The organism is Chryseobacterium sp. CH21 (assembly GCF_004119445.1).
Taxonomy (GTDB): Bacteria; Bacteroidota; Bacteroidia; order Flavobacteriales; family Weeksellaceae; genus Chryseobacterium.
Map to the genome: position 1 here is coordinate 24,437 of NZ_QICI01000031.1, position 13,781 is coordinate 38,217.

Here is a 13,781-nt window from a genome sequence, read left to right on the forward strand (position 1 = left end):
GGTATATAAAAATGGGTTTCTAAAAGTTCTTTAAATAAATTCTATGATTGGTGATTAAAACATTTATATTTGTTCAACCAGAATCGTGAGAAAAATCTCATTAAAAATTACCCTAATCAAAGCTATTAACATGAAAAAACTCATTACAATTCTTATTGCTTTTTTTGCAATAAAATCCTATTCTCAATCAGGTTCCCAATCTTATTACAAACGTTTGTTTGATACCAGAGGTCTTGACCAGTGGGATGGTAATTCAACAAGCCAGGATCAACTTGAGTTTGCCTGGGGAGTGCCTGCTCATATGGAAGCATTGGTTTTAATGTATGAAAAAACACTTGAAAAGAAGTATGCAGAAACTTTAATTAAGTGCATCGGAAATACTATTGACAGAAGAGATGACCTGAGAAATCCGACATTGGGATATCCGATAATTTATGATTACCGCCATGTTTCTGGTGCTGCGTGGTCTACTAATCATTACAATGCAGTAACAGATACGGGATTGCCTTATTCTCATTTGGTACATAGTGCTAATATTACCTATCCTATGGCTAAATTTGCAGCAATAGTTAAAAATAACACTGCTATTCAAAATTTAACATATGATTCACCAACAGGTCGTTATGCGGGGCAAAACTATATCACAATTGCTAATGACCTTATCCAGAAAATAAAAGAAACACTTGCATACCACGAAGCCCAATGGTATACAGAACCGGGATCTACTACTATAGGTTATTATAAAGAGAGAAGTGATAATAATCCGCCAATAGCTTTTCCTGGAGTTATTTTACCATTTAATATGCAAAGTTCCGTTGGAAGAGTGCTTGTACAAATGTACAGAGCAACGAATGAGAACAATTATCTTACCCAGATTAATCAAATTGCTAATTTTATAAAATCAAATACCCAGCTTAATTCCACTCTGGGATCAAATGTCTGGACCTATTGGAAACACGATGACTTGCGTGAAGATATTTCTCATGCTGATTTGACGGCAGCGTTCCCTTATGAATGTAATAAGTATGGTATTTCAATCAATGGAAACCTTATTTATACCACTGCAGATATCAATGCATATACTAAAACGTTGACAAAAGATATTTATATCTCTCCCTTACACATAAAAAATGGAGTTAATTATAATGGTGAGAATTGGAATATCAAGTATAATATTAATACTTCTGATCCTGCTGTAACTCCTCGATATGGAACTTATACAGCTTATCTATGGCTATATTTATCGCAGTATGATGATAAAACGCTATATCAGATAGTTTCAGATTTACAGGCTGCCAAGAACTATTATAGTAACATAACGGTATTTGATTCTTCTATCACATGGGCGCTTTTATCAAATTTTGAAAACTTAGTGGTACCTGTCAATACAGATCATGAGTATGGTGAAGATTCTGATTGGAGAGGTATTGCAAACGGTAATTTTGATGGAGATAGCGACGAAGAATTTGTAGTAATAAGAAATTTTGATGGATTGATGCAGGCTTTAGAACCACATGACAGAGGTTTTCGCCAGGTGGCTACGGCCAAGGTATACGGTGGTTCAAACAACTGGAAAGGGTTGGCCGCAGGAGACTTTTTTGGAGATAGTAAAAGTGAGATCATAGCTTTAAATGATCATGCAGATGCCAACGAAAATGGTATTTATGTTTTGAAAATTGAAAACGGCAGTATCGTGGAACATACCAGATATACCGGATGGGGAGCCCAATCAGAGTGGGTAGGTGTAGCTGCTGGAAACTTCATCAGTGGAGGAAAAGATGATGTTATCACAGTAAGAAATTTTAATAAAGAAGTTAGAGTGAGCAAATTTGTTGGAACAGATATGCAATCAGTGTATTTAAATACGCTTAATCTGCCTGCAAGTTCTACAATCAAAGCAGTGGCATCAGGTGATCTTGATAAAGATGGTAAAGATGAATTAGTACTGCTTGTGGATGCTGATGATAATAACGCCATCTATAATGGTATCCATGTGTATCGTGTAAGTGATAGTGGAGTTCTTACAAAAATTACTGAATTTACAAACTGGGGCTCAGCTTCAGACTGGAAAGGTTTAGCTGTTGGTGACATTGATGCTGATGGTGCTGCTGAAATCATTGCCCATAGAAATTTTGACGGGGATTATAAATTATTTAAACTGAATGGAAATGTCTTATCAGGTATTACTGCTGAAAAGTTTCCGGTTTTGCAAACCAAAAATAATGTAATGTGTTTTGGGAATTTTGATCCAAGTACAAAGAATGAAGAATTAGCTACTCTTAGAAAAGATGGAGGTATTGTAATGTTTTCTTCGGCAAATGTTACAAACAATGTGATTAATATGAATAACAGAACTGCCGATCCTTGTAGAAATGAACTGCCGGATGTCTTATTTAGTTTTCTGAAATCACCCTCTTTACATAAAGAGGAATCTAAAGAAATAGTATCTGTAAAATAAGAAATTATAATATTCAATAAAAACGGGCTTTAGCCCGTTTTTTTATGTTTTGATTGTAGGGCATAAAAAAGCATCTTTTTCAGATGCTTGTGTTTTTAAATATTCTTTTTTTAAACTTCGTCGTCAGAATCAATAGTGAAAGATCTGCTCTTAAAGTCTTTGTCATGTTTTTCTGAAATTACATCCTCACCCTTTTCATTAATGATGAAATCTGTGGACTCATTAAACATCTCCTGGAAACTCTTAAAATCTTCCTTGTAAAGGTAAATTTTATGCTTCTCGAATGTAGCTTCCCCATTCTCTCCGAAATTTTTCTTACTCTCAGTGATTGTAAGATAATAATCTCCTGCTTTCGTCTCGCGCACATCAAAGAAATAAGTTCTTCTCCCTGCTTTTAACACCTTAGTGAAAATTTCATTTTCATGGCGTTCCTTGTATTCACTCATTGTTAGATATTTTTTAATCTTGTTAAGAACAAATATAAAAGAATTCTTTTAATCACAAAATTTTTTTTATGATTTATTTAACAATTGAGAACGAAATGGCTAAGCAGTTACAGAATTGGTAATTTCCGTAAGGTTGAGAATTTGATCCGCTTTTTGAGCGCTAGACTCTCTGTGTGTGATGATTATGGAAGTAGCATTGCTGATTTTTTTATCAATATTTTCCAGAATATTTTGCTCTGTTTCGGTGTCTAAAGCAGACAAAGAATCGTCAAAAATGATGATATTTGGGTCTTTAATTAAGGCTCTTGCAATACATATTCTTTGCTTTTGCCCCCCTGAAAGCATTACCCCGCGTTCACCAACAAGTGTTTTATATTGCTCTTTAAACTCCACAATATTTTTATGAACATCGGCAATATTTGCATATTCTACTACTTTCTCATGTGACGGATGATCAATGGCAAAACCAATGTTATTTTCTATAGAATCAGAGAATAAATAACTCTCCTGAGGAATATATCCAATAAAGTCTCTGTAGTTATTCAGATTATGATCTTTAAGATTTTTACCATCAATTAAAATTTCCCCTTCTGTAGGATCTATTAATCGGCACAACAGCAAGGCAATGGTTGATTTTCCACTTCCGGTTTTCCCCATAATGGCTAAAGATTCTCCGGCTTTTACTTTAAAACTTAAATTATCCAGTGCTTTGATTCCAGTATTCGGATATACATAAGACACATTTCTGAATTCAATATCTCCTTTGATAGGATAGTTTTCAAAATTGGTATTAATGATCTCAGACTTTTTATCCATGAATTCATTGATCCTCTGCATAGATGCTTCAGCTCTCTGATTCACAGAAGTTACCCATCCTACCATAGAGAAAGGGAAAATCAAAGTATTGATATACATAAAGAAATCAGCAATCTTACCGATACTTAATTCTCCTGCAATATATTTGGTACCGCCGATCCAGATGATTGCTACGTTCAGTAACCCGATGACAAAAAGAATGATCGTAAAGAAATAAGCTTCTGTTTTGGCCAGATCCAAAGCTTTATTCTGATAATCCGTTACTTTAATTCCGTAGTTTTTTTCAATATATTTTTCTCTAGCAAAAAATTTTACCACACGGATTCCGGAAAAGCTGTCCTGAACAAAAGTTGAAATGGCAGACTGGCTTTTCTGCATGATCTTCGACTTTTTGTTGATGATTGAGCTTACCTTATAAATAGCAAAAGATAAAATAGGAAGCGGAAGTAAAGTCCACAGCGTCATGGAAGCATCAGTTTTCACCATATAAATGGCTGTGATCAATACAAGAACAATCAGGTTGGCTACATACATAACACCCGGACCAAGATACATTCTTACGGCAACAACATCTTCACTCAATCTGTTCATTAAATCCCCAATGGTAGTCTGCTTATAATCTGTTAGGGATAAATCCTGATAATGTCTGTAGATTTTATTCTTAAGTTCATATTCTATCCTTCGGGAGGCAACAATAATAGTCTGTCTCATCATGAAGGTGAAAATTCCGGTCAGAAGAGAACATCCGACAATGATCCCAACATAGGTCAGAACCTGCTGGTTGAAGCCAAGGTTTCCACTTTTTGTAAGTTCATCCACAGACTTTCCTACAAACTGAACCTTATATATATTGAAGAAATTACTGGCAATGATAAATAGTACCCCCCAAAACAGCAGTATTTTGTGTTTCCAAAAATAGGGGTTTAAGGTTTTAAGCGCTTTCATATAGTTGCACAAAATTACAAAAATGTCATCATACTACGAATTTCATCAATTTTAAATTTTGTATCTTTGCAGCCATAAAAAAGCTCTTTGAATGTTAGGAAGACGACAAATCCGTGAAAAAGTAGTACAGACAGTGTATTCTTACTACCAAAATCCTGTAAAATTTGATGTTTTAGAGAAAAACATGTTTGCCGGGATAGAGAAAATCTATTATCTATACATCTATCAGCTCAACTTTTTGGTGGGACTGAAAGATTTGGCAGAAAATCAAATCGAAATTGGTAAGAATAAATTTCTTAAAACTGATGCTGATATTAATCCTAACCAAAAATTCATCAACAATCAAGTATTGCTTAAACTGGAAGAAAACCCTGAAAGATTATTCTTTACAGGTCAGCACAAGCAGTTGAAATGGGATATGCATGATGACTTATTGGTAAAGACTTTCCAGAGAATTACGGCTGGAAAACGTTATCAGGATTTCATGAAAGAAGAAGGATATTCTTTTGAAGAAGATCAGAAATTTATCGGAAAATTATTCTTAAGATATATTGCTGAAAATGAAGATTTTCATGATTACTTAGGAGATAAGGAACTTTCATGGTATGATGATATCCATATCGCCAATTCAATGGTGCAAAAAACGATCGGTTTCCTGAGAGAAGATGAAGAAAGCAGAACTTTGATCAAAATGATTAAAGATGAAGAAGATAAAACATTCGCTGCAAAATTGTTGAGAGATACCCTGAACAACTGGGAAAACAACGAAAAGAAACTGGAAGAAAGACTGGAAAACTGGGATCTGGAAAGAGTTTCTCTAATGGATAAAGTAATTTTGTCTACAGCAATTGCAGAGCTTGATAACTTTGCTTTCACGCCTTCAAGAGTGATCATTAATGAATATATTGAAATTGCAAAAGTATTTGCTACAGACCGCTCCAATATCTTCATCAATGGTATTTTAGATAAATATTGTAAAGATCAAAATAGAATATAAAATGAAAAAGACGTTATCAATTATCGCCTTGTCTATTATAGGCTTTGGGTTAGTTTCATGTAAAAAAGAAAACAAAGAAACTCAAAGTACTGAAACTGCAACTACTGATTCTGCAGCGGTTGCGGCTCCGGTAACTACTGGTTCTACTGCAGTACCTGGAACTGGTGAAACACCTGCTCCGGTTTCTAACGAACCATCTACTTCTGTTGCTCTGTCTGAAAACAGCTTCGATTTTGGAAAAATCAAAAAAGGAGATAAAGTAGAACACGTATACGAAATTACCAATACCGGGAAAAATCCATTGATCATTTCTGAAGTAAAGCCTGGATGCGGATGTACAGCTCCTGATTTTACAAAAGAACCGATCATGCCAGGTAAAAAAGGAAAAGTTACGTTGCACTTTGATTCTTCAAGCTTTGACGGAAACGTTCAGAAGTATGCAGATGTTTTTGCAAACGTAGAGAAAGCTCCAATCAGATTAACGTTCACAGCGAACATTCAACCATAATATTTAAAATATGTTGACACTATTTTTACAGGCAGCAGGTGGATCTTCACCCATGATGCTAATCATGATGGGGGTAATGTTTGTAGGATTTTATTTCCTGATGATCAGACCTCAGATGAAAAAACAGAAGCAGGAGAAAAACTTTCAGGAAAACCTTAAAGTAGGAACAAGAGTAGTTCTTACATCAGGTCTTCACGGAAGAATTGCTCAGATTCAGGATGACGGTTTTGTGATCGAAACATTATCCGGAAAACTGAAGTTTGAAAAAGCTGCAGTTTCAAGAGAAATGACAGAATCCCGTTTTGGAGATAAAGCAAAATCTGCAGATAAAGCAGATGATAAAAAAGAAACAGCTGCTGAAGAAAAGAAATAATTCAGTCTGAAGATATTGAGCTGCGGCGGGTGAACAAAGTTCACCCGCCGCAGCTTTTTTATATACAATAAGTTGAGTAGTCTTTGTGCCCATTTGTGATTAGTGAAATGAGTGTTTAATAAAAAAATTATCTTTGTTCCATGAATCAAAACGCAAATAAAACAGTTCTTATCCTAGGCGCCAATTCAGATGTGGCAAAGCAATGTATTAAGCAATATGTAGAAAAAGGATTTGCCGTAATTGCTGCTTCCAGAAATACCGCATCTTTGGAAGATTTTATTCATACCAATCATCTTGACCGTTCAAAAGTTTCTGTTTTATCTTTTGATGCTGCAGATTTTGATTCTCATCAGAAATTCTATTCCGATCTTTCTGTAAAGCCACATATTGTAGTATATGCTGCCGGGTTTTTAGTAGACAATCAAGATGCTTTGGCAGATTTCAAAGGAGCTAAACAAATGATGGAAGTCAATTATATGGGTGGAGTATCTATTCTAAGCATTATCGCGATGGATAAAAGCAATAAAAATCTTGAAAGAATCATCGGACTATCCTCCTTATCTGGGGTAAGAGGAAGAAAAAGTAATTTTGTGTATGGAAGTACCAAAGCTGCGTTTACCCAGTTTCTTGCCGGGTTAAGACAGGAATTAGCCTCCCGTAATATCATTGTGAATGCTTTAGTCATTGGTTATATCAGAACAAAAATCAACGAAGGACTGGAACTGAATGAATCTCTGATAATGGAGCCGGATTATGTGGCCGGATTTATTGTCAACGCAGGAAACTCCTTTACCATTGTTCCGAACTTTAAATGGAAAATTATTTATTGTATCCTGAAAATGCTTCCTGAGGGACTTGTTGCAAAATTGCCTTAATCTGGTTACTCAATAAAAGTTTACATAATATTAATTTTAGAATCATAGACTTCGGTATCGTTTTTGTAATTCTATGAACGAAAAATTATTTCTTCCTGTAAGATTCAATTTCTGAATGATTATTGAGTAAGCTGAACCTATCTGTTCCGCTGTCAATCTATTTTAATCTATAATATGATTTACTTTCACTAAGATAGTGTAAGGTAAATTTCTTTTTGAAGCGGATTATACTTTTGTTCAATTTCATTTTAACATCTTACAGGAGATATCAATCATTATTGATATTAACAGTAAAAAATACACAACAAAAATGGACGATTTAGAACTGAACAAGATTCAACAACACTGGGACACATTAATTTCATCAGCAATTTCATGGGCACCGAAAATTTTTACAGCAATTATTTCTGCAGTATTAATTTACCTGATCGGATCATGGATGATAAGAATGATCAAAAAGCTGGTTGAAAAAGCGTTCAAAAAACGTAATATGGAAGCTTCTCTGCAGCATTTTCTCCTAAACATTATCAATTGGGGGCTTAATATTCTCTTGTTTATCGTTGTGGTAACGCAGCTTGGAGTACAAACATCTGCATTTGTTGCAATGATTGGTGCTGCAGGTTTAGCGGTAGGTTTAGCTTTACAGGGTTCCTTAACTAATTTTGCAGGTGGGATATTAATTTTATTACTGAAACCTTTCAAAATTGGTGATTTTATTTCTACCAATTCCGGAGTTTCAGGAACAGTAGATACCATAGATATTTTTCATACGAAACTGATAACACCACAAAACCAATTAATAGTTATACCAAACGGAGTGGTGTCGAATAATAGTATTACCAATTTTACTCAATTGGGAACGAGGAGAACATCATTGGATATTGGAGTTGCTTATGATGCAGATCTTAGGAAAACAAAAGATATTTTGATGAGTGTCATTAATAGCAATCAGTATGCTCTGGACACACCGGCACCACAGGTCGTGGTTACGGAGCTTGGTGAAAGTGCTGTCAATCTATCGATAAGAGTGAGTACTGCAACTGAAAATTTCTGGACGATGAATGAAGAACTAATCATAGGTTGTAAAGAAGCTCTCGATAAAGCAGGAATCGGAATTCCTTTTCCGCAACGAGATATTCATGTTTATAATCAATAGTTATATTTAATTTTTTAAGAAACTCCTGCATTGTTTTAATGTGGGAGTTTTTATTTTCCTTTTGTAGAATATCGCTGAAGAAAGTCTATGAGAATTTTATATTCATTCTCCTTAAACTCAGCTTCCGTAAAAACGAAATTAATCTTGTTATTAACCATATTTAAAATAAGGTATTGGTCAACCATTTTGTAATGCGTTTTATCCCAGATACAGTTGATTGTATTGAATGGATTTTTAACAGTAATACAATCCTTATGAAGAGTTATGAAGCTGCTTTCGTGATGTTTGCTTCTAAGATTTTCAATTTGTTCATCTATTAAATTGAAGGTTTTATTTTTGGTACTGAAATATTGATATAAAAGAAAGAAAATATATCCTATAAATAAGAAACTTCCATATTTAAAAATAACAGAAACAGGACCAAGATTCAAAAATTTTAAAGGAAAGAAACCTAATGCTAGAAATATAACAGCATATATAACCGCTTTTTTTAATTCAACAAAATGCTTTTTCCAAGTATATTGAAAGAAAAATTTCTGATTTTCTCTTTCTATATTTTCATTGAAATATAATTGTAATTTGATGAATTCATCCATGAGTAAAAGTTTTGGTTGCAAAAATATTGAAATTATTCAGTGTTTAAAGTAGTTTTAACCATGTGTTTTTTATTTTTTGAGCTTTTTGCCAAATGGCAATTGTTTTTATCAGCTAGTTTTATACCTTTATCTTACCGTAATCTGTGGATACAACAAAACATGGAAGAACTTTTTCATTATATCAAAAAATTCGGCACACTGAATCCTCAGGATGAACTTCTGATTGCTGAAGGCATCCAGGAAATCACTGTAAAAAAAGGAAATCCTTTTGTGGAAGCAGGAAAAGTGAGCCAGAGAATTGCTTTTGTAAAAGAAGGTGTTTTCCGGTCTTTGTACTATAATAAACAAGGGGATGATTTTACCCGCTATTTCATCTATGAAGGTCGATTTATAGGAGATTTTCAGGGCTTTACTGATCAACTGCCTGCTCATGAAGATATTGAAGCTATTACGGATGCGGTATTACTGGTGATAGATCTTAAATATTTTAAAATTCTGGAAGAGAAAATTTCAGTCTGGCCGGTTCTATTTGCCAGAATTCATGCCTTTGTGGTTGAGAATAAGCTGAAGGTTGCCAGTATTATGCTGAATCAGGATGCGAAATCACGTTATATTCACTTTTTAAACCATTATCCGGGCCTTGCCAACAGAGTTCCTCAGTCTATGCTGGCTTCCTATCTCGGGGTTACCCCTTCTTCTTTGAGCCGGATCAGGAGGAATATTATCTAGAATTATTAATGATAGATGATAATTGATAGGTGATATCACTTTAAGTGGGAAAGTAATAAAGTTAGCGGACTTTACTAGCTTCTAATATCTAATATCTAATATCTGTTTTCTGAATAAATATCTTTTTGTCAAATGACAATGGGCTTTCTTTCTGACTGTCATAGCTTTGCTTCATAAAATTTAAAGTACGAATATGGATATTGTATTAGGATTACAATGGGGTGATGAAGGAAAAGGGAAATTCATTGATCTGATCAGTGAAAATTATGACATTACAGCACGTTTTAATGGAGGATCGAATGCTGGACACAGCATAGAAAGGAACGGGCGCAGAATTACGCTTAAAATGATTCCTTCGGGGATCTTTATGAAAGGAGTGCAGAATGTGATTGGTACAGGAACCGTTCTGGATCCTGTAAGCTTTAAAAACGAAATTTTGAATCTTCAGACATTTGATGAAACGGTTCAGCCAGAAAACAATATTGTTATTTCGCTGAAAGCTCACTTTGTACTGCCTACTCATAAGCTTTTGGATATTTTTATGGAAGAAAGTCCTGAGTATACCACGATCGGAACCACCAAAAACGGAATTGCACAGGCTTACTCCAATAAAATTTTAAGACAGAATGTAAGAGTAGGAGATATGTTTGCTCCAGACTTCAAAAGCAAAGTACAACATATTTTAGCAAGAGATTACAAAATGCTTGCGGAAGGAAATATGGAATTACCTTCTTTAGAAGAAATCAGTAATGAGTTTTTTGAAGCGGTTGATTTTCTGAAAAGATTTAAATGTACAGAGACAGAAATTTATCTGAATAGCGCTTTAACAGAAGGAAATACAATATTGGCAGAAGGGTCTCAGGCTGCCATGCTGGATATTGATCACGGAACTTATCCTTATGTAACTTCTTCATCAACCACAGCTTCTGGAGCAAGCAGCGGATTAGGTGTTTCACCGAAAAAAATCGGTGAGGTATTTGGAATTGCAAAAGCTTATTGTACAAGAGTAGGAAACGGAGTTTTCCCAACAGAACTCTTTGATGAACTAGGTGAGGAGATCAGAATAAAGGGGAATGAGTTTGGTTCCAATACCGGACGTCCAAGAAGAACAGGCTGGCTGGATTTACCTGCTTTAAAATATGCTGTAATGATCAACGGAGTTACTCAGCTGGTTTTAACGAAAGCTGATGTTTTAAGCGGATTGAAATCTGTAGCAGTCTGTACTCATTATGAACTGGAAAATGGAAAGAGGGTAGCGGTCTCAGGATTACTTCCGGAAAACGGAAAGCCAATCCTGAAATGGATGAATGGTTGGAATGCTGATTTTTCTACCATGAAAAGCCCTTCAGAGCTTCCAAAAGAAGTGAATGAATTTCTGTCATTTCTTGAAGCCGAATTAGGAATTCCTGTGGCCTATCTTTCAACCGGGCCAGGAAGAGAGCAGATGCTGAAAATGATTTAATAATTATATAACGGGAATTATATAAAAAATAAAAGAGGTTAGGAGATAGATTTCCTAACCTCTTTATTTGTATGAAAAAGTTTAGTTAACTTTTGTAAGTATAAAGCGTTGCTTTGTAGAAGGCTGAACCGTTTGGTTCGTGGTGCCAATTACAATAGGAGTAAGATTGGTTGTTGTACCATTTTTCACTTCTAATCTTAATGCTGGTGCATTCTTAGGAGCAAATCCAAATCCATTATTTCCTAAATTGAATAATAACCATTTTTGAGCATCTGTATTAGAATTCGTCCTTAATTCAACAGCTGTTCCATTGGTTGTTCCGTTACTTTTTACAGTTAACACCTTTGTAGGATCTAATATGGATTTAATAGTATAATAGCCATGATCTGATTTGGTAAATGTAAATCTCTGGTTATTCCCTGTAGAAGCGGAATACAGAATGATGCTGGTGCCATCTGTTGTGGAACTTCCGGAAACATCTAAATTTTTATCACTTGCTAAAGCTGTTCTCATAGTGTAAGTTCCGTTGATTGCAGAAGAGGAATTAACCGGTCCGTATAAATGATTGATACCAGCATAATCACCGGCAGACAATCCTGTTCGTTGCTTGGTAAAAGTAGATCCGTCCAGCTTAGTCATTACCGGTTGACTTGCGTTGATAGCAAAGTCTGTAGATTGATACATCATCACTGATCCAAAATCAAATGCACCGTGTCCTGCGTAATCATTGTAAAGATTGAAGTTATGACGGCTTCCTTCCACGGCTTTGTTAACATCTACAATAATATACTGATCTCTATCCGGGCGGCATTGCTCATGCATGATTCCCATAGAGTGCATGATTTCGTGAGCAATAATTGCAGGATACGTGGTGTTATAAATTTTAATACCATTAACTCTGTTTTTTTGCCATCCAAGTGGAGAACTGTTACTCGTTGTATAAGTAAAGGTGATGTATTCTGTTTGGTTGGTTCGTTCAACAAACTGCATACTGGTTTGAGAAGAAATCATATCAAACGCTTTGTTGATATTGGTAAGAAATGTATTGTAACTCTGAGTACTCAGGCTTCCCTGACTGGGTAATGTATAATAAACTGTTGCATTCGGCCATGTCTTAATAAAAGAGCTTACAATGGTGCTTTTCCCGGCTGCAGATGTTTCAGGATTGGTCTGCTTTTGTAATATATTGAACTGCTCCGGGCTAATGGTAATATCTTCTGCATAAAAATATTCTCCATTGATTTCATTGACATAGGTGTATTTTCCGTCAATTAATAATTTGTGAATTTTTGCATTGGCTAAGTTCTCTGTTGCTGGTTCCATTGAATCGGTCTGTGTATTTTCAAGATCCGATCTGCATGAGTTCAGTGCCAGAACAAGGCATCCTGATAATAGTAATAGTTTACTTTTCATATTATTTAATTTTGGTTTGGTGATCAGGTTGTAAATATGAACAGCTATTGTATTACCCTACGCAAAAGATTACAAAATAAGTTAATTCTTAATTTTGATTAAGTCATCATTATAACCTAGCTGTATGTTGTAAATATATTGATAATAAATTATATTTGAATATAACATAATATATTGATTGTTTTATTGTTTGTTTAATCAAAGCATGTATTAATTTCGTTAATTAATCCAAAGTATTTTATTTTATACTATTAAATTTTAAATTTGATTATTTCACAAATATTTGATATAATGATTATGATTGCATATTGTGCTGTATTAGAGTCTATTTCATTGACAAAATAAATAAAATACACTGGACATTATAATAACATGAACCTAAAATAATGCTATTTATGAATGTTATTTTCCAAACAATGTTGTTAGTATAAAGTATTGGTATTTTAAAGGTTACTGAAATTTGAATATAAAAAAAGCGGGGCAAATACCTAGTCATGGTCGGAAGATTTTTTCTTCCGACTTTTTGTTTTTAGATATTCAATATTATTATTATTATTATTTTAATTAATTGATTATCAGTCATTTAATTTGTTTTATTATTTCGTTTTTTGTATCTTTATTGTTGATAATCAATTGTTTATGTCGGTTTTTAAAGATCGCAAAATATCACTTAAAGATGTTTTAGAATTTATTCCCGAAGCACTTTTAAGCCACTTTTCCGCAAGTACAAAAGTGGATTATTATAGTAAAGTTCTGCATGGAAGAAAAATATTCTACCTGCTTTTGTATTGCATATTTGATAATGAAAAATTAAGCCAAAGAACGTTGGAAGATACTTTTAATAGCAGTGGATTCAAAGCCTTATTTGGTTTAGGGGAAGAGGAAAAGATTCGAAGGAGTTCAATTTCTGAGAGGCTCTCAAAAATTGATTCCAATTATTTCCTGGAAATCTACGAACAGATGTACGGAAGATTTTCGGAACTTTATTCCAAAACAGAAATCGAAAA

Annotated in this window: 12 protein-coding genes and 1 pseudogene; 9 read left to right on the top strand and 4 right to left on the bottom strand. The window is 34.3% G+C overall.

Annotation, left to right across the window (positions count from 1 at the left end; all coding sequences use genetic code 11):
- Positions 1 to 130: 130 nt before the first annotated feature.
- The gene (locus tag BOQ62_RS05185; RefSeq protein ID WP_129037684.1) at positions 131 to 2,458 is read left to right on the top strand and encodes an FG-GAP repeat domain-containing protein; all 2,328 of its coding nucleotides are present in this window, start codon (positions 131 to 133) and stop codon (positions 2,456 to 2,458) included.
- A 110-nt stretch (positions 2,459 to 2,568) separates the two neighbouring features.
- Here BOQ62_RS05185 and BOQ62_RS05190 read toward each other — a convergent pair whose 3' ends face one another.
- Together BOQ62_RS05190 and BOQ62_RS05195 are read right to left on the bottom strand one after the other, a co-directional pair.
- The gene (locus BOQ62_RS05190; protein WP_027375472.1) at positions 2,569 to 2,904 is read right to left on the bottom strand and encodes a DUF3276 family protein; all 336 of its coding nucleotides are present in this window, start codon (positions 2,902 to 2,904) and stop codon (positions 2,569 to 2,571) included.
- 99 nt (positions 2,905 to 3,003) lie between these two features.
- Positions 3,004 to 4,665 carry an ABC transporter ATP-binding protein gene (locus tag BOQ62_RS05195; protein ID WP_129037686.1) on the bottom strand — a complete coding sequence of 554 codons (1,662 nt, stop codon included), beginning with the start codon at positions 4,663 to 4,665 and terminating at the stop codon, positions 3,004 to 3,006.
- Between the two features lie 91 nt (positions 4,666 to 4,756).
- Here BOQ62_RS05195 and BOQ62_RS05200 point away from each other — a divergent pair, with 91 nt between their 5' ends.
- The 5 genes from BOQ62_RS05200 to BOQ62_RS05220 all read left to right on the top strand — a co-directional run bounded on the left by BOQ62_RS05200 (position 4,757) and on the right by BOQ62_RS05220 (position 8,574).
- The gene (locus tag BOQ62_RS05200; RefSeq protein WP_034693040.1) at positions 4,757 to 5,662 is read left to right on the top strand and encodes a transcription antitermination protein NusB; all 906 of its coding nucleotides are present in this window, start codon (positions 4,757 to 4,759) and stop codon (positions 5,660 to 5,662) included.
- 1 nt (position 5,663) lies between these two features.
- The gene (locus BOQ62_RS05205) at positions 5,664 to 6,170 is read left to right on the top strand and encodes a DUF1573 domain-containing protein (RefSeq protein WP_129037688.1); all 507 of its coding nucleotides are present in this window, start codon (positions 5,664 to 5,666) and stop codon (positions 6,168 to 6,170) included.
- 10 nt (positions 6,171 to 6,180) lie between these two features.
- Positions 6,181 to 6,543 (top strand): preprotein translocase subunit YajC, encoded by a 363-nt coding sequence (gene yajC, locus BOQ62_RS05210; protein WP_129037690.1) that lies wholly within the window; start codon positions 6,181 to 6,183, stop codon positions 6,541 to 6,543.
- Positions 6,544 to 6,683: 140 nt separating this feature from the next.
- Complete coding sequence (locus BOQ62_RS05215; protein ID WP_129037692.1) at positions 6,684 to 7,418, top strand: SDR family NAD(P)-dependent oxidoreductase; 735 nt, start codon at positions 6,684 to 6,686, stop codon at positions 7,416 to 7,418.
- 310 nt (positions 7,419 to 7,728) lie between these two features.
- Positions 7,729 to 8,574: a mechanosensitive ion channel family protein gene (locus BOQ62_RS05220; protein WP_129037694.1), complete on the top strand. Its 846-nt coding sequence runs from the start codon at positions 7,729 to 7,731 to the stop codon at positions 8,572 to 8,574.
- 50 nt (positions 8,575 to 8,624) lie between these two features.
- Here the strand turns inward: BOQ62_RS05220 and BOQ62_RS05225 are convergent, their stop codons facing one another.
- Complete coding sequence (locus tag BOQ62_RS05225) at positions 8,625 to 9,170, bottom strand: hypothetical protein (protein WP_129037696.1); 546 nt, start codon at positions 9,168 to 9,170, stop codon at positions 8,625 to 8,627.
- A 159-nt stretch (positions 9,171 to 9,329) separates the two neighbouring features.
- On the opposite strand from BOQ62_RS05225, the gene BOQ62_RS05230 reads away from it, so the two are divergent.
- Positions 9,330 to 9,899 (top strand): Crp/Fnr family transcriptional regulator, encoded by a 570-nt coding sequence (locus BOQ62_RS05230; RefSeq protein WP_129037698.1) that lies wholly within the window; start codon positions 9,330 to 9,332, stop codon positions 9,897 to 9,899.
- 193 nt (positions 9,900 to 10,092) lie between these two features.
- Positions 10,093 to 11,361, top strand: coding sequence for an adenylosuccinate synthase (locus BOQ62_RS05235; RefSeq protein ID WP_129037700.1), 1,269 nt, complete (start codon positions 10,093 to 10,095; stop codon positions 11,359 to 11,361).
- An 81-nt stretch (positions 11,362 to 11,442) separates the two neighbouring features.
- On the opposite strand, the gene BOQ62_RS05240 is transcribed toward BOQ62_RS05235, so the two are convergent.
- On the bottom strand, positions 11,443 to 12,774 hold the full coding sequence (locus BOQ62_RS05240) for a M12 family metallopeptidase (protein WP_129037702.1): 1,332 nt from the start codon (positions 12,772 to 12,774) through the stop codon (positions 11,443 to 11,445).
- A 639-nt stretch (positions 12,775 to 13,413) separates the two neighbouring features.
- On the opposite strand from BOQ62_RS05240, the pseudogene BOQ62_RS05245 reads away from it, so the two are divergent.
- Positions 13,414 to 13,781: pseudogene (locus tag BOQ62_RS05245) on the top strand (IS4/IS5 family transposase); the annotation flags it as partial.

What these genes read in the sequence shown, in the direction of transcription:
- BOQ62_RS05185 (WP_129037684.1), top strand. Translation starts at nt 131, where the DNA reads ATGAAAAAACTCATTACAATTCTTATTGCTTTTTTTGCAATAAAATCC.
- BOQ62_RS05190 (WP_027375472.1), bottom strand. Translation starts at nt 2,904, where the DNA reads ATGAGTGAATACAAGGAACGCCATGAAAATGAAATTTTCACTAAGGTG.
- BOQ62_RS05195 (WP_129037686.1), bottom strand. Translation starts at nt 4,665, where the DNA reads ATGAAAGCGCTTAAAACCTTAAACCCCTATTTTTGGAAACACAAAATA.
- BOQ62_RS05200 (WP_034693040.1), top strand. Translation starts at nt 4,757, where the DNA reads ATGTTAGGAAGACGACAAATCCGTGAAAAAGTAGTACAGACAGTGTAT.
- BOQ62_RS05205 (WP_129037688.1), top strand. Translation starts at nt 5,664, where the DNA reads ATGAAAAAGACGTTATCAATTATCGCCTTGTCTATTATAGGCTTTGGG.
- yajC (WP_129037690.1), top strand. Translation starts at nt 6,181, where the DNA reads ATGTTGACACTATTTTTACAGGCAGCAGGTGGATCTTCACCCATGATG.
- BOQ62_RS05215 (WP_129037692.1), top strand. Translation starts at nt 6,684, where the DNA reads ATGAATCAAAACGCAAATAAAACAGTTCTTATCCTAGGCGCCAATTCA.
- BOQ62_RS05220 (WP_129037694.1), top strand. Translation starts at nt 7,729, where the DNA reads ATGGACGATTTAGAACTGAACAAGATTCAACAACACTGGGACACATTA.
- BOQ62_RS05225 (WP_129037696.1), bottom strand. Translation starts at nt 9,170, where the DNA reads ATGGATGAATTCATCAAATTACAATTATATTTCAATGAAAATATAGAA.
- BOQ62_RS05230 (WP_129037698.1), top strand. Translation starts at nt 9,330, where the DNA reads ATGGAAGAACTTTTTCATTATATCAAAAAATTCGGCACACTGAATCCT.
- BOQ62_RS05235 (WP_129037700.1), top strand. Translation starts at nt 10,093, where the DNA reads ATGGATATTGTATTAGGATTACAATGGGGTGATGAAGGAAAAGGGAAA.
- BOQ62_RS05240 (WP_129037702.1), bottom strand. Translation starts at nt 12,774, where the DNA reads ATGAAAAGTAAACTATTACTATTATCAGGATGCCTTGTTCTGGCACTG.